A 21,537-nucleotide genomic window follows, 5' to 3' on the forward strand; every position below is an offset into this window, starting at 1 on the left:
GTTCCGGTCAGGTTCCGTAGCGGCGGTGACGGGCCGCGTAGTCGCGCAGGGCGCGGAGAAAGTCGACTTTGCGGAAGGCCGGCCAGAAGACTTCGCAGAAGTAGTACTCCGAATGGGCACTCTGCCAGAGCATGAAGCCGGAAAGCCGCTGTTCCCCGCTGGTGCGGATGACCAGATCCGGGTCGGGCTGGCCGCGGGTGTAGAGGTGCGAGGAGATGAGGTCGGTGTCGACGATCTCGGCGAGCTCCTCGAAGGAGGTGCCCTTGCTCGCGTGGTCGAGGAGGAGGGAGCGGACCGCGTCCGCGATCTCCTGGCGGCCGCCGTAGCCCACGGCGACGTTGACGAGTATCCCCTTGTTGCCGAGCGTGGCCTGCTCGGCCTCCTTGAGAATGGTCTGGGTGCGGGCGGGCAGCAGGTCGAGCGTGCCCACGTGGTGCACCTGCCACCGGCCGTCGGCGGCCAGCTGGCGGACGGTGTTCTCGATGATGCCGAGGAGGGGGCCCAGCTCGTTCTCGGGGCGGTCGAAGTTGTCCGTGGAGAGCATCCAGAGGGTGACGACCTGGACGTCGGTCTCGGAGCACCAGCCGAGCAGTTCGAGGATCTTGCTGGCGCCCGCCTGGTGTCCTTGCTCGGCCGTACCGCCGGACGCCTTGGCCCAGCGACGGTTGCCGTCCAGGATGACGCCGATGTGCTTGGGCACCTGGTCGTGGTCGAGACGGCCTTCCACCCGGCGTGCGTAGAGCCTGTACACCAGGTCGCGCAGGTTCACTGAGTCCACCTCTCGATTCCGTGGGGACCGGCGCGTCCACTAAGTCCTCTGACGGGATCCTGGGGCCGGCCCAGGGACCCCGAAGCCGTCACAGTACTGCGCGGGCACCACGGGCACCCAACCCGCTCTGTCACAAGTCCGTGATAAGGAAGTATGTGTGACTGATTTTCCTTCTTACCCCGCAGCCGACGACCGGTACGACTCCATGGAGTACCGGCGCAGCGGTCGCAGCGGCCTCAAACTGCCCGCGATCTCGCTCGGCCTCTGGCACAACTTCGGTGACGACTACGCGATCGAGTCGCAGCGCGCCATCCTGCGCCGCGCCTTCGACCTGGGCGTCACGCACTTCGACCTGGCGAACAACTACGGTCCGCCGCCCGGGTCCGCCGAGCTGAACTTCGGCAAGATCTTCGGGCAGGACTTCAGGGCCTACCGGGACGAGCTGGTCCTCTCGACCAAGGCCGGCTATCTGATGCACCCGGGTCCTTACGGCGAGTGGGGTTCCCGTAAGTACCTGCTGTCGTCGCTCGACGCGTCCCTGTCGCGGATGGGCGTCGACTACGTCGACATCTTCTACTCGCACCGCCCGGACAAGAACACTCCTCTCGAGGAGACGATGGGCGCGCTGGCGTCGGCCGTGCAGCAGGGCAAGGCGCTGTATGTGGGCGTCTCGTCGTACACGGCGGCGGACACCGCCGAGGCGGCCCGCATCCTCAAGGAGATGGGGGTTCCGGCGCTCATCCACCAGCCGTCGTACTCGATGATAAATCGCTGGATCGAGGACGACGGGCTCCTCGACACCCTGGAGCAGGCGGGGATGGGCTGCATCGCGTACGTCCCGCTGGCCCAGGGCCTGCTGACGAACAAGTACCTCAAGGGGATCCCGGAGGGGTCGCGGGCGACCCAGGGCAAGTCGCTCGACCCGCACCTGCTGTCGGACGAGGTCGTCCGGCGCCTGAACGGGCTGAACGACATCGCGGGGCGGCGCGGTCAGTCGCTGGCGCAGCTGGCGCTGAACTGGGTGCTGCGGGACCCCCGGATGACGTCGGCGCTGATCGGCGCGTCCAGCGTGAAGCAGCTGGACGAGAACGTGGCCGCGCTGTCGGCCGCGCCGCTGTCCGAGGACGAGCTGGCGGAGATCGACACCTTCGCGGTGGACACCGAGGGCACGAACATCTGGGCCGGGCGGAACTGACGGTCCTGGCTGAGGGCCCTGACCGACGGTCCCGACGGATGATCCTGAGGGTCCTGAGGGTCGGGACATGAAAAAACGGGCCGGTCCGTGGGGGGGATACGGACCGGCCCGAGGGGGGGAGTTCCACCATAACCCTTCGTAAGGGTTGGTGCGCCCCCTGATACGCCCCCAGGGGTCCGGATTGGCGGGCGGGCAGCGGTTCGACCCCGTGCGGGGCCCGGGATTCCGGGGTTTTTCGCGGTACGGCCCCGGGGAAATGGCGAGAAGTCGCCACGCTTCCCCGTCACTCTCAGGAGCGAAGGGGTGACGGCACGGACTTGACGCGGGCCGGGGCAGGACGGGGGCGGGGCGCGCCTACGCGGGCTTGACGGCCTCGATGAGGAAGCGGGTGGTCGTCGCCACGAAGGGGCCGTCGGCGGCGATACGGCGGTGCAGCTCCAGGAGCCGGTCCCGGTACCGCCCGACCGTGAAGCCGGGGACCATCCAGATCACCTTGCGCAGGAAGTAGACGACGGCGCCGATGTCGCGGAACTCGGTGCGCAGGGCGGCCGTACGCAGATCCACGACGTCGAGTCCGGCGGCCTCGGCCTCCTTCGCCGCGCGTTCGGGGTCGCGGCCGGAGCGGATCTCGGGCGGCATCGGGCCGAGGAAGTACTCGACGAGTTCGAAGACGCTGGCCGGGCCGACCTCCTGGGAGAGGTACGTGCCGCCGGGCCGCAGCACCCGGGCGATCTCGTCCCACCAGGCCCGCACGGGGTGGCGGCTGACCACCAGGTCGAAGGCGCCGTCGGCGAACGGCAGCGGGGGCTCGTCCGGGTCGGCGACCAGGGCGACGCCGAGGGGGTGGAGCAGGGCGGTGGCGCGGGCGACGTTGGGGGGCCAGGACTCGGTGGCGACGGTGAGCGAGGGCCTGGCGCGGCCGGCCGCGAGCGCCTCGGCCAGGACCTCGCCGCCGCCGGTCTGGAGGTCGAGGGCGGCGGTGGCGCCGGACAGCCGGTCGGCCAGCAGGCGGGCGTAGCCCCAGTCGGGGCGTTCCTCGGTGGCCCGGCCGTCGAGCCAGGAGAAGTCCCAGCCGTCCACGGACGCGGCTTCGGCCTCCGCGATCAGTTCTTCGAAGGTACGGGCACCGGTGTCAGACATGAGGAGATCGTGGCACCGGGGCGGCGAGTTGGCGACTGTTTTCGCGGGCCGTCCGGGCTTTCACGGAATTTCACCGGCCCGTGGGCCGCTAGCGGGTCGTCAGCCCGGCGGCGAGCAGGCCGAGGAGCGTTCCGGCGATCATGAACGGGCCGAAGGGGAGCGTGATGCCCCGGGTCGTCCGGCGGCGGAGCATCAGGGCGGAGCCGTACAGCGAGAAGATCAGGAAGCCGGCGAACGCGCCGGCGAAGAGCACGCCCCAGCCGTACCAGCCCAGGGCGGCCCCGAGGGCGAGGGCGAGTTTGACGTCGCCGAAGCCGAGGCCGTTCGGGTTGATCAGGAAGAGGGCGAAGTAGCAGGCGCCGAGGGCGAGTCCGCCGAGGACGGCGGTCGTCCACGAGCCGCCGCCCGGGCCGTCCGCGCCGGGGAGCAGCGCGACGATCCCGAGCAGCGCGGCGGTTGCGGCGGCCAGCGGGAGGGTCAGGACGTCGGGGAGGCGGCGGACGGCACCGTCCACGCGGGCGAGGAGCGCGGCGAAGGGCGCGAGCAGGAGCCAGACGGCGAGCGCGGGGCGGGGGCCGGTGGCGGCGGCGAGGGCGGCGCAGGAGAGGGCGGTGAGGGCGGGGAGGAGGAGGGAGGGGGCGTAGGGGGCGCTGCCGGTCGCGTGGCAGCGGGCGCATCGGGGTGCGCCGAGCCAGCCCCCGGCCGGACCGGTGATCGGGTGCCCGGCCGGGCAGTCGGCCCGCCAGGCGTCCTCCGGCCCGACCGAGAGCCGGTACGCGGCACGCGGCACGAGCAGCCCGGTGGCGGCGCCCCAGAGGGCGGCGGCGGCGATCAGCGTGGCGTACACGTCCCTGACTGTAGGACGCGGCCCGGGTCTACGGTCGGGGGATGGGGAACTGGCGTGATGGCAGAGGGACGTTGACGGTCGGGGCCGGGGCGGAGATCGGGGCGGAGGCCGGGGTCGAGGTCGGGGTCGAGGTCGGTCTGGAGATCGCCGCGTCGTACGGGGCGAGGCGGCGCGGGCTGCTGGGGCGGGACGGGATCGACGGCGCGCTGCTGATCACGCCGTGCGGCAGCGTGCACACCTTCCGGATGCGCTTCGCGATCGATGTGGCGTACCTGGACCGGGAGTTGACGGTCCTCGACGTCCACACGCTGAGGCCGGGCCGCCTGCCGCCGCCCCGGTGGCGGGCCCGCCACGTGCTGGAGGCGGAGGCGGGGGCGATGGCGGGGTGGGGGCTGCGGGTGGGGACGCGGGTGGGGGTGCGGACGGCGGAATAGCGGAACCCCGCCCGGGCTGGCGGCCCGGGCGGGGTTCGGTGCGGGTGCAGGTGCGGATGTCGACGCCGGTACGGCTGCCGGGACCGGCGTCGGCACCGGTCAGTCGTTGCGCGGGAAGGACACCTCCACGCGGCGGTTCTTCTTGCGGCCTTCTTCCGTGCCGTTGTCCGCGATGGGGTAGTCCTCGCCGTAGCCGCGGATCTCGTACGTGATCCCGGCGGAGGCCAACTCCGTGTCCAGGACGCCGTGTACCGCCTCGGCGCGCTGCTTGGAGAGCACGTCGCCGTGTGCGGACGAACCGAGGTTGTCCGTGAAGCCGAAGACGCGGACCTTGGTGGAGCCCTGCTGCTTGATCTCGTCGGCGATGGCGGCGATACGGGAGGTGGCGGCGGGGGACAGCCTGGCGCTGTCCTTGCCGAAGAGGACTTCCGCCTGGAGGGCGAACTTGACGTTCTCGTTGGTGTCCTCGCGGCGTTCCTCGCCGCCCTCGGTCTCGACGATGGAGATGATGTCGAGGACCTTGGCGGGCGCGAGGGTGGCCCCGTCGCGCAACCTGAGCCCGTCGGCGCCGGCGTCCACCTCGGGCGGCGGCGAGGTCGACCCGGTCCCCGGCGGAACACTCGGCCCGTCATCGGCGCGCGCACCGGCGGCGAGGGTGAACTGCATGCCGGCGAGGAGGACGACGGCGGCGAGGGTGGCGGTCAGGGGGCGGGGGGTGCGTGCGTACGGCGTGGGAGCGTGCCCGCTGCGTGCGCGGGGCAGGGGGGCACGCATCAGGAGATCGCAATCGTCGCGGTGGGCATCATCGGGAGCTGGAGGTCCATCTGCGACGTCGAATCCGGCGGGGCGGGGAACTGGGCGAAGAACGCGACCCCGTCGCCGGGCTCGACCGCCACGATCCCGGTGGTGGTCAGCGGGAATCCGTCGGTGTCACGCAGCACGTAGTAACGCTTCTTCTCCGCCTTGTCCACGAGCGTCATCCCTGCCAGGGAGCGGCCCGTCCGCTGGACCTGCGGCTCCTGGCCGTTCCACTCGACCGGGGCGACCTCGCTCTTGCCACTGCTGGTCCTGATCGTGCCGGTGACGGTCAGGAATCCGCCTTCGTCACGGTCCGCGGTATGAATCACGATCTGAAAGCCATTGGTGCCATTGATAGTGGTCAACGTCTTGCTGGTGTCGGGCACGGTCGGGCCGCTGCTCTCCGGCGTGGGCGTCTCCTCGGCGGGCGCCGAGGTCGCCGCCTTGCTCTCGGACCCCTTCTCGCCGTCGTCGCCGCTTCCGCTCCCGCTGCCACACGCCGCGAGGGACACCATCAGGGCGAGGGCCGACAGGGTTGTCCCCGCGACCCTGCTCGCCTTCGCTCCATGCCACATTCTCATGAGTGCTCGTTCCTAACGTCGCTCGCGGTCAGTCCTGGGCCAGTCGGACGGTAAACAGGTCGGCCATGTCCGGTAGGAGGTCAGGCTCCGGATCGACGTGCAGAATGGCGCCTTCGCAGTGAAGGTCACCCGGCGACGCCGGCGGGTCGTCGGCGGGGTCGTCCTCCCCGGCCTCTCCCGGCTCCCCGGGCTCTCCCGATTCTCCGGGCTCTCCCGGTTCCCCAGGCGGATTCTCCTGCTCCCCGGCGGCCTCGAAGCTGCACCGGGGCTCGACGACCGCGGTGGCCCGCGCCTCGCCGTGCTTGTTCTCGGTGCCGGGCAGGATGGTGTTTCCCACCGGCTCCTGGGTGACGACGTCGACGGTGAATCCCCATCTCCCGTCGGTGAGCGCCGCACAGCCGCTGACATCCGACCCGTTCTGGCCGGCGAAGTAACCGGCGGCCGCGCAGCCTTCGGCCGATCCAATGGGATTTCCGTTGAACACGTCGTCCAGAAAGCCCGGTGTCAGAAGATCCTTGACGAGGTCGTCCTTGAACAGATCCCTGGATTCCTGCGCCGCCGCCAATGCCGCGGCGTCGGCACCCGACTGGGCGCCGTTGCGCGTGGCACCGGCCTGCCCGACCGCGAAGAACGCGAGCGCGAGAAAGAGCAGGCTCGCCACCATCATGATGTAAAGGGGCGCCGCCTGCCCTGCCTCACGGGAACTCCGCGATATCACCCGCCGAGGATGTTGTTCACCTGCTTGGCGAGGCCGTTGGCGATGGTCCCGGCCACGCCCGACCCCACCAGCGCCGCGATGATCAGCGCCACCAGCACGATCACCCCGACGTACTCCACCGCTCCCTGGCCTTTGTCGCCGCGCCGCTTCATCGCGGTGATCGCCGTGTTCGTCCAGGTGCCGACGTAGTTTTTTGTCGCGGTGGCGGCCTTCAGCGGGATGTTCGACATGGCGTTCCCCTCCGGTGTCGGCCGGCCGAGTGCCGGCCGGCTCGTGCGCTTCGTGTGGGTCGCGCGCGCTACCGGCTTCCTCCCGGCCGGTCTCACGCGTGACATGAGAAACGTACGCCGGGGCAGCCCCTCTCGCCATGGGTCCTTGGGCCCAACGCCGGGCCCAGCAAGGGGTGACGGGGGCCTTCGTTCCGATCGGGACGCCGCCGGTCATGACTCCCCGGCCTCTCCGGGTCCTCCCGGCACGACCCCGTGCCACCGGTCGATCGCCTCACCGCGGTTGCGCGCGTCCAGCTTGGCGAAGATGCGGTTGATGTGATTCTTCACCGTCTTCTGGCTGATGAAGCACGCCGCGGCGATTTGCTGATTGGTCATTCCCGACGCGATCAACTCCATGATCTCCCCCTCCCGCCGGCTCAACTCCGCGCACAGAACAGCGGGTGACACCTGGCGTCCCCCAGAAGAATGTCCCACATTCGATTGCGTATGCAAAGAGTGTGGCGCGAATCGCCGAACATTCGCCAGCAGCGCACCCGCCGCCGAGTGGCTGAAATGTGCCCGTCCCGCCGTGATGTCCCCCACCGCCCGCACCAGTTGGTCCGCCGTGAACTCACCGTGCACGAGATACCCGCCCGCGCCGCGCCTGAGCGCCTCGTACACGATCTCGTTCTCTCGGCTGTACGTCAGCATCAGGACGGGGGCCAGCGGCACCAGGCGGGGCAGGGCGGCGAGGCCGTCCACGCCCGGCATCCGTACGTCCAGCAGGATGACGTCGGGGCGGTGGCGTACGGCCTGGTCGTAGGCCTCCCGGCCGTCCGAGGCCTCCGCGACCACCTCTATGTCGTCGCGTCCCGACAGCAGGACCGCCAGGCCCGCCCGTACCACCGGGTTGTCGTCCGCGACCACGATTCGCAGGGGGCGGGACGGCTCCGGCTCCCCCGCCGGGCCGGTCGTTCGCTGGTGCTCCGCCGGCATCCCTAGTCCCCCCTCACGGGCGGTGCGGTGTCCGTCGTCCCCAGGGCGGCGGACGGGAGTTCCAGCCGTACCTCCGTGCCGTTGGCCGCCGCGCCCCGGCCGATGCGGATACGGGCCCCGATCGACGCGGCCCGCTCCACCATGCCCACCATGCCGAAGTGGCCCGTACGGGCGAGGGAGTTGAGGGAGAGGTCCGGCGGGAGGCCCCGGCCGTCGTCGTACACGCTGATCCGCAGGACGTCACCCGTCAGCCCGGCCGAGACCGAGATCTCCGCGGGGTTCGCGTGGCGGTGGGCGTTGTCCATCGCCTCCGACGCGATCGTCAGCGCGTGCCGCGCGGCCGCCGGCGGGAGCAACGGCACGGTCGCGTCCCCCAGCCGGTGGAAGGTCGTCCGTACGCCGTGCCGTCTCGCGAAACGCGTTGTCTGTAAGCGCAGTTCGGCCAGGATGTCGACGGCCGCCGCCGGTTGGCGCGACGGCCCGGGGTCCGTTCTCAGGTCCGCCAGCAGCTCCCGTGACTCCGCCGCAGCGCGCCGGGCCGCGCGGGCGACCAGTTCGGCCTGCCGGCGGACCGTGAGCGGGTCCGTACGGTCCACCGTGCTCGCGAGGCCCTCCGCCGCCATCGCCAGACCGTGCAGGGTCTTGGCCACCGAGTCGTGCATCTCCCGGGCCAGGCGGGCGCGTTCCCCCTCGACGGCGTCGTGCGCGGCGAGCCGCGCGCGGGCCTCGGTGAGGGCCTGGCTCGCCATGCCGAAGCCCAGGACCAGGTTGCGCAGCGTGCTGCCCACCGCGCCCGCGATGACACAAAGGCCCGGCAGGAACAGGGCGTTGAAGCCCGCCTCCACCTCACCGTTGACGGCGTACGCGGCGGCGATGATCAGCGATTGCAGGACGGCGAACAGGGCCGCGCCGCGCCAGCCGTACACCAGTCCGGCGAGGAGCGGGGTGCAGATGGTGACGTACGCGAGCGTCGAGTCGGGCGACGCCGTCGCGAGGAGGAGCGCGCCGAAGAACATGTCGGCGGCGAGGAGCGCCGGGTGGCGCAGGAGGACGGGTCCGAAGCGCTCCCAGTCGCGGAGCAGGACGTACGACACCATGAAGGTGACCAGCACCGCGGAGCCGACCAGCCAGGTTCCCGGCGTGCTCAGCTCGCGGTCGAGGGCGAAGGGCGCGGCCAGCGCGATCATCGCGAGCCGGAAGCCGAAGGTCTGGCGGCACAGCGCTTGCAGGGCGTTGACCTGGATCGGGAGCGGCGGGACGTGCGGTGCCGTGGTCGCCGTCACGGGTCACCTCCCTTCGGGTTCGTGGTGGTCGCTCGTCCTGCCTGTCAACGCCGCGTCAGCCCGAGAGGACACTTCCGAAGTCGACTCCCGAGCCGTAGTAGAAGCTCAGGACGATCAGGATCATGGTGGCGGGAAGCATCACCATCGTGACGACGAGGGTGGTCTTCGGCACCGCCTGGGCGGCGCTGCGGCGCGCGTTCTGCGCGTCCGTACGGCGCATGTCGTTGGCGATCTGTATGAGCGTGTCCACGATGGGCGCGCCCAGCTCCTCGCCCTGCTGGAGGGCGGTGACGAACATCGACACCTGCTCGGAGGCGTTGCGCCGGCGCAGCTGCTCGAAGGCCTCGCGGCGGCTGACGCCCATGTCCATCTGCCGCAGGGTGATGCGCAGTTCGTCCGACCAGGGTCCGGTGTACCTGTCGGCGACCCGCTCCAGCGCCTGCCGGAAGCCGAGGCCCGCCGAGACGACGACCGCGAGGACGTCGAGGAAGTCGGGGAGGGTCCTTTCGATGTCCGCCTTCCGCCTGCGGACGTGCGCGCGGATGATGACGTCGGGCCAGACGAGGCCGAAGGTGAGGGCGACCACCGCGATGACGGTCTGGCCGCGCGCGACCATCCCGAGGGCGGCGAACGCGCCGAGGATCCCGTACACCGCCCGGCGGGCGGCGAAGCGGTCGACGGTGATGCCGCCGGGGTTGCCCGCCATGTCGAGCCGGTGGCGCAGGGCTTCGACCCGCTTGGGGCCCATCAGGCCGAGCACGGTGGGGGCCCAGCGCATGCCGAGGCGGTCGATGCCGGAGCCCACGGCCGTCGTGCGGGTGGCGCCGATCTCCAGGGCCACCGCCAGATCGCCGGGGAGCTTGGCGTCCGCGCGGTAGAGGCGGACGCCGTGGAACACGCCGTACACCGCCACGCCCATCGCGACGGCGAGCAGGAGCCCCAGTCCCGTTCCTGATCCCATGAGTTGTCCTTTCTCTCCGCTCCGGGCCGGGGTCAGACCTGGATGCGGGACATGCGGCGGATCAGGAGGTAGCCGGCGGCGTACATCGCGAAGGCGACGATCGTGCCGATCTGGCCGATCACCGAGCCGGTCATCTTGTCCAGGGCGCCCGGCGCCATGGCGTTGATCATCAGCAGGAAGCCGAGGCCGAGCAGGGGCACGGCGAGGGCGGTGACCTTGACCTGGGCGAGCATGGTCGTGACCTCCCTGCGGGTCTCCTTGCGCTCCTCCAGCGTCTCGGTGAGGTTGCGCAGGGAGCTGACGATCTGGCCGCCCGCGCGGCTGGACAGCACCACCGTGGTGACGAGGACGACCAGTTCGCGGGAGGGCAGCCGGTCGGCCAGTTCGCCCAGCGCGTCGTCGAGGGAGTGGCCGATGTTGAGCTGGTCGGCGACCCTGCGCAGTTCCTCGCCCGCGGGGTTGTCGAGTTCCTCGGCGGCCATCGCCAGCGCCGTGCGCATCGCCAGGCCGGCGTGGGTCGCGTTGGCCAGGACCCGCGTCAGCTCCGGGAGTTGGCCGATGAACGCCTCCGTACGTTTCACCCGCTGCCAGTTGAGGAACGCGTTGCCTCCCCACAGGCCGACCAGCGCCGCCAGGAAGCCGAAGAACGGGGCGAAGACCGCGCCGACGACGAAGTAGAGGGCGAGCAGGCCGGCCGCCACGTAGACGGTGTACTCGCCGGGGGTCAGGTCGAGGCCGGTGGCGGCGATCTTCCGTTCGATGCGCTTGCCCAGGGTCGTCCCGCGCAGCCGCCGGTCGACTCCGGTGAACCGCCGGCGGCGGCCGGTGTCCGCCGCGAGCTGGCCCGTCTGGGTCATGCGGTCGACGAGCGCCCGGTGTTGGGCCCTGCCCGACGCGTAGACGTGCACGCCGGCGACGGCGAGCACACCCGTGGACAGGGTGAGGCCGACCGTCAGGAGCGGGAGGTTGACCATGGCGTACGGACCTTCTCGGTGGACGGGACGGGGGCTTGGGCGGGACGCGGACCTGGACGGGACGGGGAGTGGGGCGGAGGGGGCCTGCCGGACGCGCGTCAGGCCGGTGAGCTCCGTATCGCCAACTGCGCTTCCGTACGGGCGACTCCGAAGGCCGGCGGCACCGGTTCGCTCTTGAGGTAGAGGCGCTCGGCGACCCGGCGCGGCAGCGGGTAGTACGCGAACTTCCCGTAGATCCGGCCGTCGGGTGCCATGGGCTGGGCGAGGAACTTGCACACGGAGACGATCCGGTACTCCTCCCTGCCCTGCGAGTCGACGATGGCGATCTCGGTGACGCGGCGGGAGCCGTCGGCGTGCCGGGTCAGCTGGACGATGACGTCGACGGCGCTGTTGATCTGGTCCTTGATCGCCACGAACGGGATCCCGGTCTCCGACATGGAGGCCAGGGTCTGGAGCCGCATCAGCGCGTCCTCCGCGTTGTTGGCGTGGACGGTGGCGAGCGAGCCGTCGTGACCGGTGGACATCGCCTGGAGCATGTCGAGCGTCTCGCCGCCTCGTACCTCACCGACGATGATCCGGTCGGGCCGCATGCGCAAGGAGTTGCGGACGAGGTCGCGGATGCTGACCTGGCCCTTGCCCTCCACGTTGGACGGGCGGCTCTCCAGCGTGATGACGTGGGACTGCTGGAGCTGGAGCTCGGCGGAGTCCTCGATGGTGACGATGCGCTCGCCCTCGGGGATCAGTCCGGAGAGGGAGTTGAGGAGGGTCGTCTTGCCGGTGCCGGTGGCCCCGGAGACGATGACGTTGAACTTGGCGCGTACGAGTCCGCCGAGGAGCAGCATCATCTGCTGGTCCAGCGAGCCGAGGCCGATCATCTCCTGGAGGGTGAAGGCCCGGGGGAAGCGGCGGATGGTGAGGATCGGACCGGTCAGGGACAGCGGCGGAATGATGACGTTGACGCGCTCGCCCGACGGGAGCCGGGCGTCGACCATCGGATTGGCCTCGTCCACGCGGCGGTTGACGGTCGACACGATGCGTTCGATGGTCTGCATCAGCTGCTCGTTCGACGCGAAGCGCAGGGGCAGCATCTCCAGCCGGCCCCCGCGCTCGACGAAGACCTGGTCGGCGCCGTTGACCATGATCTCGCTGATGGACGCGTCCTCCAGCAGCGGCTCCAGGATGCCGAGGCCCAGGGCCTCGTCCACGACGCGGCGGATGAGCTGGGAGCGCTCGACGGTGGAGAGGACCGGGCCCTCCCGGCTGATGATGTGGCCGAGGACGCGCTCCAGGCGGGCCCGGCGTTCCGCCGCGGCCAGCGCGGACATCTCCGCGAGGTCGATCTCTTCGAGGAGTTTCGCGCGGTAGACCCCGACGAGCAAGCTCTCCTCGCCGTGCCCGTTGGACGGCTCGGGGCTGTTGATGCGTGCCCGCAGGCTCATGTCCTCAACTCCCACGTTTCGCTCATGTGTTGCCGATGTGCCGGATGGCGCTCATTGCAGGTCGTGGCCGGGGTACGGGCACGGCGGTCAGTCCTTGGGCATCGTCGCGCTCCTGACCGCGGGGCCGAACTGGAAGAGCGGCAGGACGGACGGTACGGGGACGGTGGCGGTGGCCGTCACCGCTTCCCCGCCGTCCGCCACGCTGATGCCGGGGTCGAGCCAGCCGCTGACGGCCGCCTCCCCCGCCGCCTTGGGGTCCACGTCCGCCTGCCGGTACGAGGCCGTACGGGCCGCCGCCCGCGCCGCCGTCCCCGCCTGCTGTACGGCGTAGGCCGCCAGGCCCAGTTGGACGGCGGAGAGCCCGACGATGAGCAGCAGCGTGATCACGCCGGCGAATTCGAGGGCCGCCTGGCCCTTCTCCCGGTCCTTCCGCGCGCTCATGGCGTGGTCTCCCTCAGGGCGGACCCGTGGGCCGTGATGTTGACCGGGATGTTGAAGCCGGGGAAGAGCACGGGTGTGTTGAGGCCGATGTCGACGGTCACCAGATCGCCGTCGCCCCCGCCGCAGTCGACCGCGCCCATGCTCCAGGCGCCGGGCAGATCCTCCGCCGCGGCGGCGCCGCACGGCTCGCCCACCGCCGCCGCCCGCGCGGCCTTGTCGGCCGCGTTGCCGGCGAGCGAGAAGGTGTAGCCGATCAGTGCCGCCTGCCAGAGCAGCACCAGGGTGCCGAGGATGATCGGGATCATGCCGGTGAACTCGAAGGCCGCCTGGCCCCGGTCCTCGCGCAGCCGCGCGCCGACCCTCTCCGCGTACGACGAGCCGCCGGACGGCCGGTCTCCGTCACACGTGCGTCCGTCACACGTGTCACAGGAGCACGTGTCACCGGACCACGTGTCACCGCGCCGCGCTTCTCCGTACCGCGCTTCTCCGTACCGCGTACGTATCCCCGTAGGTGTCCCAGGACGGTTCATGGCTCGATCTGCCCTCTCACCCGTCTCGCTCCGATCGCGCTCGGTCCGGGATTCCCGACCCGGTCCCGCTCTGCCCTGTTCCTGGTCCTCGTCCTGCCCGGTTTGCCGTGCTTCCGCTCGCCCTCCTGGGCCTTCACCAGGCCCAGTTCGCCCGCCAGGCCCCAGATCGCCTGTTTCACGGTGGACTTGGCCTCCAGATCCTGCAACCGGCCCGCGTCCACGACCGCCTGGAGTTCCTTGAAGTTCGCGGGGATCGCCGACCGGGAGACCCGGGTGCCGGTGATCCGCTCGATCAGCTGCGGCTGGATCTCGGTGTTCTTCGAGTGGCGGTTGACGACCGTCACGGTCTCCTCCGCCTTGCGGATCTGGAGCCGGTCCCACAGCCGCACCATGCGCTTGGTCGCCCGCACGGACACCACGTCCGGGGTGGTCAGCAGCAGGGTGGTGTCGGCCATCTCGATCGCCGCCGCGTTCGCGCTGTTCATCTGCGTGCCGCAGTCGATGACCACGACGTCGTAGCGGTGGCGCAGCGCGCTGACGATCTGCCGTACGGACCGCTCGTTGACCTCCTCGCCCCGCTCTCCCTCCCCCGGCGCCAGCAGCAGGCCGATGCCCGTGTGGTGGATGAAGACGGCGTCCTGGAGGACCCGGGGCGATATGTCCTGGATGGTGGCGAGGTCCACGATCGAGCGGCGGAACTGCACATCGAGGTACGAGGCCACGTCGCCGGCCTGGAGGTCCAGGTCGGCGAGGGCCGTGGTCATGCCCGACGCCCGTGCCGCCAGGGCGAGTTGTACGGCGGTGAGGGTCGTCCCGACGCCGCCCTTCGCCCCGCTGACCGTGACCACGATCCCGCCGGGGCCGCTGAACACCTCGGCGCCCTGGCCGAGATGGCGCCGTACCCCCACGGACCACCCGGCGGCGGCCTGGACACGCTGCGCCAACTCCTCGTACGACAGCGGCAGTCCGACCAGGCCCCGGGCGCCGGAGTCCATGGCGGCCGAGAAGAGCATGGGGCTGGCGTCGGAAGTAACCAGGACGACGCCGACGGCCGGGAAGCGCAGGGCCACTTCCCGGATGAGTTCGAGCGCGGGCACCGGTCCGATCCGCTCGTGGACCAGGACCACTTCCGGCAGCTCGTCGATCGACTCGGCGGCCAGCCGGGCCAGGGTGTCGATCAGCGACGTCGAGTCGCCGACCGGCGCGGCCGGTTCCGCGTCGGGGAGCTGGCTGAGCAGGGTGGTGATGGACCGGGCGGCGTCGGCGTCACCGACGACCGGAAGGATTCGGGTGGTCATGCGTCCCTCACTTGTCCCCTTCGAGCGTGTAGGTGCTCTCCCCGGGGCGCAGCGTTGTCGGATTGCCGTCGGGGAGGAGGGCGAGTCGCACGTGGTCCGCGAAGGACTCGGCGTACGCGACCCGTTGGGCGTCCTTGGTCTTCAGCGCGAACGTGATGGGGACGGCCTGCTGGAGTCCGGTGCGGGTCCGGTCGCTCTCCTTGGCCTCGAGGGCGGTGAGCTTTCCGACGTCGAGGACCCTGGCGTTGGGGACGATGATCCGGGACTGCGCCGTGGCGCCGTCGTTGTCGCCGGGGAAGGTCGCGAAGATGTTGACCAGATCGCCCGGCCTGATCTTGCCCGCGACACCGGTCTCCGCGTCGATCATGATGGCGATCTCCTGCTCGTCCCCCGCGAGTTCGGGGCGTTTGACGATCATGTCGTCCTGGAGCAGGGATCCCTTTTTCAGGGTGGTGACGGCGATCTTTCCGTTGAGTACGGAGAGGTCGGTCACCGCGTTCTCGGACAGCCAGCGTTCCGGCATCTCGATCTTCTCGAACTGCCCGCTCTGGAGCGGCGTATAGGGCGCCACATCCGCTTTCAGCCGGTACGCGGCGACCTCGGGGCCGACCTTCGAATTCACGTCCCGTATCACCGAGAGCACCCCGGCAAAGGCCGCGACGGCGCAGAGGACCGAGAGGAGAAGGAGTATGACGCCGCGGCGTTGCCGTGCATTCATGGGAGGGGCAACCTCGTTCGAAGACGTGGGTCAGGGAAGCGTGACAGATCGGAGCGGGTACGGGGAGGTCGCCGGGGTCCGGCGGGCGGGCTACGCCCCTTGGCGCGTGGGGCTTCCCCTGGTCAGGACACCGCTGGCGCGGCCGCGGGTCTCGGGCGGACCGAGGCGCGCGGAGCAGAACCCGCAGCGGTCCCCTATGAGTTCGGAGCCGCACCAGCCGCACACCTCGCGGCGGACCGAGGCGACCAGTTGGTAGAGCACGGAGATGTCCGGCAGGAACGCGGCGAATTCGATCATCTTCGCCGTTCCCCACCAGGCCGGGGATTGCGCCGGCAGCGCGCACTCCTGGATGCCCTGGACGCGCCAGGCGGGTGCCAGGGTCTCCGTCACCCAGTCGGACTGCAAGGACCCCGGCGCGACCACGAGGTGGGTGGCGAAATCCGGTCCGTCCAATTCACCGGACCCGATCTTGACCAGCTGGGGCGCGGGGTTGGCGAGCACGCCGAACTGCGCCCCGGGAACCCAGGACTTGGCGTGCGTCTTGAGGCTCACCGGGACCCGGTCGAGCCGGGCGACCGAATTCAGCAGGGCGCCCGCGTGGATGTAGTGGGAGAGCAGCCGGGCGGCGGAGGCGATGATCCCCGGGTGGAAGTCGCAGAGGGACAACTGCCGCAGCTGGCGCACCAGGACGGCCACCGCGAGCGGCGGCAGGTCCACCTTGAGGAGCGCGATCCGGTCGCTCTCCAGGAGGTTGCGGACGGTGTGCAGCCGCCGTTCGTGCGGGGTGGGAATGGTCGCGGGATAGACGGCGACGACATACCCGTACTGCTCGACGAGCACCTGCATGTCGGCCAGCGCGTCGCCCAACGGCTGGGCGTCGGGCGGCTGGAGCAGGGTCGCGGTGGGCGTCTGCTGGTCGGTCGGCGGCAGCACCAGATCGGGGCTGGTGACAGCGATCGCGGTCGGCACGTTGGTTCCCCGTTCAGCCCGGGACGCCGGAGCCCCGGCGACCGCAGATCTCTCCTGCTCCGTTCTCCTGCCCCAGCACTTTATCCACGTCTTACGGTGCAGAGAACACCTTTCGGATACCCGGGCAGTGGCCGTCACATGACGGGCAGCTACAAAATCGGGCGAAGCAGCCCCGCGGGCGTCATCCGGGCCGGTCGGGAGCGCTCCCGTATACGACCTTCTGCCAGAGGTCTTGACAACTTGATTGGTCTGGACCAGTTTCTACGTCCAACGGTGGCCACCGTTCCTCTCACTCTTTACGTACCTCCATCCCCGATCCCCCAGCGGAGGCAGCAAGTGGAACGTGCACCAGGCTCCAGAGGACGCGTCAGAACATGGATCGGCGGGGCGGTGGCCGTCGCGGCCGCCGGAGCGCTGAGTGTCACCGGGCTCGCCGGGACCGCGCAGGCCGCCGACATCAACGTGGCGAAGAACGCGGGATTCGAGTCCGGGCTCGGGAGTTGGACCTGTTCCGCCGGCAGCGGCTCCACGGTCGGCTCGCCCGTCCACGGCGGTGCGGCGGCCCTGAAGGGCACGCCCGGCGGCCAGGACAACGCCAAGTGCTCGCAGGTCGTCGCCGTACAGCCCAACTCGACCTACACGCTGAGCGCCTGGGTGCAGGGCGGGCTCGCCTACCTGGGGGCCGAGGGGACCGGCACGACCGACGTGTCGACCTGGACGCCGGACAGCACCTCGTGGAAGCAGCTCACCACCAGCTTCAGGACGGGCGCCTCGACCAGGTCCGTGACCGTCTACACCCACGGCTGGTACGGCACCCCCGCCTACTTCGCCGACGACGTCTCCGTCTTCGGCCCCGACGGCGGCGGTGGCAGCGACCCCGGCCCGACGATCCCCGGCTCGCCCGCGGGCCTCTCGGCCGGCTCGGTGACCTCGTCGTCCGTGACCCTGAACTGGGGCGGGGTGTCCAACGCCACCGGCTACAACATCTACCGCAACGGTACGAAGGTCCAGTCGTCGACCTCCCCGTCCGCGACCGTGACGGGCCTGGCGGCCAGCACCTCGTACGCGTTCCAGGTGTCCGCGACCAACGCGGCCGGCGAGGGCCCCAAGTCGGCCGCGGTCAACGCGACCACCTCGGCGACCGGCGGCGGCGGGGGCGGCGGCGGCACCAACCCGACCGTGCCCAAGCACGCCCTGACCGGCTACTGGCAGAACTTCAACAACGGCGCGGCCGTCCAGAAGCTCCGTGACGTCCAGTCGCAGTACGACATCATCGCCGTGTCGTTCGCCGACGCGACCGCCACCCCCGGCCAGATCACCTTCAACCTGGACCCGGCCGTCGGCTACGGCTCGGCCGCCGAGTTCAAGTCGGACATCGCCGCGAAGAAGGCCGCCGGCAAGTCGGTCATCCTCTCGATCGGCGGCGAGAAGGGCACCATCTCCATCAACAACGCCGCCTCCGCGACGGCGTTCGCCAACAGCGCCTACGCGCTGATGCAGGAGTACGGCTTCAACGGGGTCGACATCGACCTGGAGAACGGCCTCAACTCCACGTACATGAGCAGCGCCCTGCACCAGCTGGCCGCGAAGGCCGGTCCGAACATGGTCCTCACCATGGCGCCGCAGACGATCGACATGCAGAGCACGGGCGGCGAGTACTTCAAGACCGCGCTGGCCGTGAAGGACATCCTCACCGTCGTCAACATGCAGTACTACAACAGCGGTTCGATGCTCGGCTGCGACGGCAAGGTCTACTCGCAGGGCTCGGTGGACTTCCTCACCGCGCTCGCCTGCATCCAGCTCGAAGGCGGCCTCGCCCCGGCCCAGGTCGGCATCGGCGTCCCCGCCTCCACGCGGGGCGCGGGCAGCGGTTACGTCTCCCCGACGATCGTGAACAACGCGCTGGACTGCCTCACCCGGGGCACCAACTGCGGTTCGTTCAAGCCGTCGAAGACCTACCCGGGCCTGCGTGGCGCGATGACGTGGTCCACCAACTGGGACGCGACGGCGGGCAACGCCTGGTCGAACGCCGTCGGCCCGAAGGTCCACTCCCTCCCGTAGCGGACCCGTACGACCGAAGACCCCCCACAGGGCCGGCAGCGCCGTCGAACCCCACCCGACGGCGCTGTCGCGCGTCCGGTCCCGGCCCCCCGTCCGGCCCCGGCCCCCCCGGCCCCGGCCCCCACGGCCCCGGACTCACCAGAGCAGGTCCTTCACCTGCTTCGCGCACAGCACGACGAACAGCAGCCCCGCGACCGCGAGCATCACATTGCTCAGCACCCCGTTGCGCCACTGGGCGGGCGTACGGGAGGAGTTGAGCAGCCAGATCAGGGTCAGCGCCAGGAACGGCATGAAGAACGCGCCGAGGACGCCGTACACCACGACCAGCCCGAAGGGCTCGTCCAGGAAGAGCAGCCCGATCGGCGGGAAGGTCAGCCACAGCAGGTACGCGCGGAACATGAAGGACCGCTCCCGCTGTCCGGAGGCGACCATGTCCACCATGTCCTCCGTGTCGACCCCGAAGCGCTCCCTGACGAAGCGGTCCACGAAGTCCGCGAACATCAGGCTCACCCCGTGCCACACCCCGATCAGCGCGCCGAACGACGTGGCGAAGAAGCCCACCAGGAAGAGCTTCGCGGTGACGGCCCCGAAGCGGTCCTCCAGGATCGTGCCGAGGTCGATCAGCCCGCGGTCCCCCGAGGTCAGGGCGATCTGCGAGGAGTGCAGCAGCTCGGCGCCGATGATGAGCATGGCGACGACGAAGAACCCTGTCGTGATGTACGCGACCCGGTTGTCCAGCCGCATCACCCGCATCCAGCGCGCGTCGGTCCACCCCTTGGCGTTGACCCAGTAGCCGTACGCGGCCATCGTGATCGTGCCGCCGACCCCGCCGATCAGCCCCAGCGTGTAGAGCAGCGAGCCGTCCGGCAGCACCGGTACGAGCCCCGCGAACGCGTCGCCGAGGCGGGGGGCGACCCGGATCGCTACGTACATGACAATCAGGAACTTCATGCCGATCAGCACCGTCATGACCTTCTCGAAGACGGCGTACCGGTTGAACCACACGAAGACCAGGCCCACCAGGCCGGTGATGACCGCCCAGGTCTTGAGGCCGGGGCCCTCGGGGAAGAGCGCGACGAGCGGCAGGGCGCTGGAGGACATGGCGGTCGCGCCGTACACGAAGCCCCAGACCACCACGTAGACGGCGAAGTAGACCGTCGTCCAGTGGCCGAGGCTGCGCCAGCCCTCGAAGAGGGTGGTGCCGGTGGCGAGATGCCAGCGCCCGGCGGCCTCGGCGAGCGAGATCTTGACGACGCAGCCGATGATCGCGGCCCACAGCAGGGTGTACCCGAACTGGCTGCCCGCGATCAGCGTCGCGACCAGGTCCCCCGCGCCGACGCCGGTCGCGGCGACGACGATCCCGGGGCCGATGTACCGCCAACTGGACCTGCGGGGGCCGGAGGTGGGGGCGCCCGACCGTGCTGTCCCCGGCCGGGCGGGGACGGTCCCGTCCGTACCGCTGTACTCGCCCGTGCCGCTGTCCGTGGTGCCTGCCATGCGTCTCGCGCCTCCGCTCTCGTCCCCGTACGTGACCCACGTCACGAAAGCGGGGCGGGCGGTGATCGCGCAAGAGGGCGTGCGGCGCCACGGGCAGCGGTTCGAGCGGTACGGATTCGTCTCGCACGGACTCTTCTAGATCACCAGGCTCAGCAGCGCCGCCACCACGAAGCCCGCCACCGACAGGACCGTCTCCAGGACCGTCCACGACTTCAGGGTGTCGCGCTCCGAGATGCCGAAGTACTTCGCCACCATCCAGAACCCGCCGTCGTTGACGTGCGAGGCGAAGATCGAGCCCGCGGAGATGGCCATGATGATCAGGGCGAGGTGCGCCTGCGAGAAGTCCTGGCCCTCGACCAGCGGGACCACGATGCCCGCGGTGGTGACGATCGCGACGGTCGCGGACCCCTGCGCGACACGCAGCACGACCGAGATCAGCCAGGCCAGCAGGATGACCGGCAGGCCCACGTCGTGGAAGGTGTCGGCGAGGGCGTCCGCGATGCCGCTGCCCTTGAGGACCGCGCCGAAGACCCCGCCGGCGCCGACGACGAGCAGGATGTTGCCGACCGGCTTGAGGGACGCGGTGGAGACCCGCTCCAGCGACTGGCGCGACCAGCCGCGCCGCAGGCCCAGCAGGTAGTACGCGAGCAGCAGCGCGATCGTCAGCGCCACGAACGGGTGGCCGAAGAACTCGATGACCGAGCGGCCGGTCGACGGGTCCAGCGCGATGGACGAGAACGTCGCCAGCAGGATCAGGACCAGCGGCGTGCCGATGATCGCCAGGACCGTGCCCAGGCCGACCGGCGCCTCCTGCGGGGCGACCCCGGCGGCGCGCTGTTCCTCGGCGACGGCGGCCTTGGCCTCCTCGGCGGCCTCCAGCATGTCCTGCGGGACCTCGACGAAGAGGCGCTTGCCGATCCAGGCCGCGTACACCCAGGCGGCGAGGACGGCGGGGATCCCGACGAGCGCGCCCATCAGGATCATCCAGCCCAGGTCCACGTGGAAGAGTCCGGCGGCGGCGACGGGGCCCGGGTGCGGGGGCAGGAACGCGTGGGTCATGGAGAGACCGGCGAGCAGCGGCATCGCGTACAGGACGATCGACTTGCCGGAGCGCTTGGTGGCCGCGTACACGATCGGCGCGAGGACGAAGATGCCGACGTCGAAGAAGACCGGGATGCCGAAGATGACACCGGTGACGCCCATGGCGAGCGGTGCGCGCTTCTCACCGAAGAGGTTGAGCAGCCGGGCGCTCAACACCTCGGCGCCGCCGGACACTTCGAGGATCGCGCCGAGCATCGTACCGAGGCCGATGATGATCGCGACGTGGCCGAGGATGCCGCCCATGCCCGACTCGATCATCGAGACGGAGGTGGACCGCTGGACCGTGCCGAAGAGTTCGGTGACGGAGAGCCCGGCGGCGAGGCCGACGGCTATGGAGACGCCGAGCAGGGCGACGAAGGGCTGGATCCTGACCTTGATGATCAGGAAGAGGAGGAGTGCGATACCGAGGGCGGCGACGGTGAGCAGCCCGCCGGTACCGCCGAGTATGAGGAGGAAACCCCCGGTGTGGGGCGGGGTTTCAGGGGGTGCGTCGGCAGCGAGCAGCATGGGGGACCTCGTGTTCTGGGCATTTTGGGCAGGGGGGATCGCGGTGCGGCGCCTCCTCGGACGGAGGTGAG

23 protein-coding genes are annotated in these 21,537 nt (G+C 70.5%); 4 read left to right on the forward strand and 19 right to left on the reverse strand.

Going from position 1 to position 21,537, the window contains the following annotated elements:
* Nucleotides 1–7 precede the first annotated feature (7 nt).
* Entirely contained in the window at nucleotides 8–769 is a 762-nt protein-coding gene (locus ACIODU_RS26900) for an isoprenyl transferase (RefSeq protein ID WP_401770559.1), read from the reverse strand.
* 157 nt (nucleotides 770–926) lie between these two features.
* On the opposite strand from ACIODU_RS26900, the gene mgrA reads away from it, so the two are divergent.
* Nucleotides 927–1,964, forward strand: a complete 1,038-nt coding sequence (gene mgrA / locus ACIODU_RS26905) for an L-glyceraldehyde 3-phosphate reductase (protein WP_356427958.1) — start codon at nucleotides 927–929, stop codon at nucleotides 1,962–1,964.
* Nucleotides 1,965–2,318: 354 nt separating this feature from the next.
* Here mgrA and ACIODU_RS26910 read toward each other — a convergent pair whose 3' ends face one another.
* Together ACIODU_RS26910 and ACIODU_RS26915 are read right to left on the reverse strand one after the other, a co-directional pair.
* On the reverse strand, nucleotides 2,319–3,104 hold the full coding sequence (locus ACIODU_RS26910; RefSeq protein ID WP_401770459.1) for a class I SAM-dependent methyltransferase: 786 nt from the start codon (nucleotides 3,102–3,104) through the stop codon (nucleotides 2,319–2,321).
* 88 nt (nucleotides 3,105–3,192) lie between these two features.
* The gene (locus ACIODU_RS26915; protein WP_401770462.1) at nucleotides 3,193–3,951 is read right to left on the reverse strand and encodes a prepilin peptidase; all 759 of its coding nucleotides are present in this window, start codon (nucleotides 3,949–3,951) and stop codon (nucleotides 3,193–3,195) included.
* A 41-nt stretch (nucleotides 3,952–3,992) separates the two neighbouring features.
* On the opposite strand from ACIODU_RS26915, the gene ACIODU_RS26920 reads away from it, so the two are divergent.
* On the forward strand, nucleotides 3,993–4,385 hold the full coding sequence (locus ACIODU_RS26920) for a DUF192 domain-containing protein (RefSeq protein WP_401770464.1): 393 nt from the start codon (nucleotides 3,993–3,995) through the stop codon (nucleotides 4,383–4,385).
* Between the two features lie 99 nt (nucleotides 4,386–4,484).
* Here the strand turns inward: ACIODU_RS26920 and ACIODU_RS26925 are convergent, their stop codons facing one another.
* The 14 genes from ACIODU_RS26925 to ACIODU_RS26990 all read right to left on the reverse strand — a co-directional run bounded on the left by ACIODU_RS26925 (nucleotide 4,485) and on the right by ACIODU_RS26990 (nucleotide 16,300).
* Entirely contained in the window at nucleotides 4,485–5,159 is a 675-nt protein-coding gene (locus ACIODU_RS26925; RefSeq protein ID WP_401770466.1) for an OmpA family protein, read from the reverse strand.
* Entirely contained in the window at nucleotides 5,159–5,764 is a 606-nt protein-coding gene (locus tag ACIODU_RS26930; protein WP_356427967.1) for a hypothetical protein, read from the reverse strand. The genes ACIODU_RS26925 and ACIODU_RS26930 overlap by 1 nt, the downstream gene beginning before the upstream one ends.
* A gap of 28 nt (nucleotides 5,765–5,792) precedes the next feature.
* A complete protein-coding gene (locus tag ACIODU_RS26935; protein ID WP_401770470.1) occupies nucleotides 5,793–6,482 on the reverse strand; it encodes a pilus assembly protein TadG-related protein in 690 nt (229 codons plus the stop codon).
* The gene (locus tag ACIODU_RS26940) at nucleotides 6,479–6,712 is read right to left on the reverse strand and encodes a hypothetical protein (RefSeq protein ID WP_356427973.1); all 234 of its coding nucleotides are present in this window, start codon (nucleotides 6,710–6,712) and stop codon (nucleotides 6,479–6,481) included. The genes ACIODU_RS26935 and ACIODU_RS26940 overlap by 4 nt, the downstream gene beginning before the upstream one ends.
* Before the next feature lie 210 nt (nucleotides 6,713–6,922).
* Complete coding sequence (locus ACIODU_RS26945) at nucleotides 6,923–7,687, reverse strand: response regulator (protein WP_401770473.1); 765 nt, start codon at nucleotides 7,685–7,687, stop codon at nucleotides 6,923–6,925.
* A 2-nt stretch (nucleotides 7,688–7,689) separates the two neighbouring features.
* On the reverse strand, nucleotides 7,690–8,970 hold the full coding sequence (locus tag ACIODU_RS26950) for a sensor histidine kinase (RefSeq protein ID WP_401770475.1): 1,281 nt from the start codon (nucleotides 8,968–8,970) through the stop codon (nucleotides 7,690–7,692).
* Nucleotides 8,971–9,025: 55 nt separating this feature from the next.
* Nucleotides 9,026–9,913, reverse strand: a complete 888-nt coding sequence (locus tag ACIODU_RS26955; RefSeq protein WP_356428180.1) for a DUF5936 domain-containing protein — start codon at nucleotides 9,911–9,913, stop codon at nucleotides 9,026–9,028.
* A gap of 50 nt (nucleotides 9,914–9,963) precedes the next feature.
* Entirely contained in the window at nucleotides 9,964–10,905 is a 942-nt protein-coding gene (locus tag ACIODU_RS26960) for a type II secretion system F family protein (RefSeq protein ID WP_356427981.1), read from the reverse strand.
* Nucleotides 10,906–11,003: 98 nt separating this feature from the next.
* Nucleotides 11,004–12,344 carry a CpaF family protein gene (locus ACIODU_RS26965; RefSeq protein WP_356427984.1) on the reverse strand — a complete coding sequence of 447 codons (1,341 nt, stop codon included), beginning with the start codon at nucleotides 12,342–12,344 and terminating at the stop codon, nucleotides 11,004–11,006.
* Between the two features lie 87 nt (nucleotides 12,345–12,431).
* A complete protein-coding gene (locus tag ACIODU_RS26970; RefSeq protein WP_356427986.1) occupies nucleotides 12,432–12,785 on the reverse strand; it encodes a TadE family protein in 354 nt (117 codons plus the stop codon).
* A complete protein-coding gene (locus tag ACIODU_RS26975; protein WP_401770479.1) occupies nucleotides 12,782–13,090 on the reverse strand; it encodes a pilus assembly protein in 309 nt (102 codons plus the stop codon). Before ACIODU_RS26975 ends, ACIODU_RS26970 begins: the two co-directional genes overlap by 4 nt.
* A gap of 221 nt (nucleotides 13,091–13,311) precedes the next feature.
* Complete coding sequence (locus ACIODU_RS26980; protein WP_356427992.1) at nucleotides 13,312–14,613, reverse strand: AAA family ATPase; 1,302 nt, start codon at nucleotides 14,611–14,613, stop codon at nucleotides 13,312–13,314.
* Nucleotides 14,614–14,620: 7 nt separating this feature from the next.
* Nucleotides 14,621–15,331: a Flp pilus assembly protein CpaB gene (gene cpaB, locus ACIODU_RS26985; protein ID WP_356427995.1), complete on the reverse strand. Its 711-nt coding sequence runs from the start codon at nucleotides 15,329–15,331 to the stop codon at nucleotides 14,621–14,623.
* Between the two features lie 90 nt (nucleotides 15,332–15,421).
* Nucleotides 15,422–16,300 carry a hypothetical protein gene (locus ACIODU_RS26990; protein WP_401770483.1) on the reverse strand — a complete coding sequence of 293 codons (879 nt, stop codon included), beginning with the start codon at nucleotides 16,298–16,300 and terminating at the stop codon, nucleotides 15,422–15,424.
* A 336-nt stretch (nucleotides 16,301–16,636) separates the two neighbouring features.
* On the opposite strand from ACIODU_RS26990, the gene ACIODU_RS26995 reads away from it, so the two are divergent.
* Nucleotides 16,637–18,361 carry a chitinase gene (locus ACIODU_RS26995; RefSeq protein WP_401770487.1) on the forward strand — a complete coding sequence of 575 codons (1,725 nt, stop codon included), beginning with the start codon at nucleotides 16,637–16,639 and terminating at the stop codon, nucleotides 18,359–18,361.
* Between the two features lie 135 nt (nucleotides 18,362–18,496).
* On the opposite strand, the gene ACIODU_RS27000 is transcribed toward ACIODU_RS26995, so the two are convergent.
* Complete coding sequence (locus tag ACIODU_RS27000) at nucleotides 18,497–19,858, reverse strand: Nramp family divalent metal transporter (protein ID WP_401770490.1); 1,362 nt, start codon at nucleotides 19,856–19,858, stop codon at nucleotides 18,497–18,499.
* On the opposite strand from ACIODU_RS27000, the gene ACIODU_RS27005 reads away from it, so the two are divergent.
* Complete coding sequence (locus ACIODU_RS27005) at nucleotides 19,857–19,997, forward strand: hypothetical protein (RefSeq protein WP_356428006.1); 141 nt, start codon at nucleotides 19,857–19,859, stop codon at nucleotides 19,995–19,997. The genes ACIODU_RS27000 and ACIODU_RS27005 overlap by 2 nt on opposite strands.
* On the opposite strand, the gene ACIODU_RS27010 is transcribed toward ACIODU_RS27005, so the two are convergent.
* Nucleotides 19,994–21,466 (reverse strand): GntP family permease, encoded by a 1,473-nt coding sequence (locus ACIODU_RS27010; RefSeq protein ID WP_401770493.1) that lies wholly within the window; start codon nucleotides 21,464–21,466, stop codon nucleotides 19,994–19,996. The genes ACIODU_RS27005 and ACIODU_RS27010 overlap by 4 nt on opposite strands.
* Between the last annotated feature and the right edge of the window lie 71 nt (nucleotides 21,467–21,537).

Source organism: Streptomyces sp. NPDC088261 (genome assembly GCF_044740805.1).
Classification (GTDB): domain Bacteria; phylum Actinomycetota; class Actinomycetes; order Streptomycetales; family Streptomycetaceae; genus Streptomyces.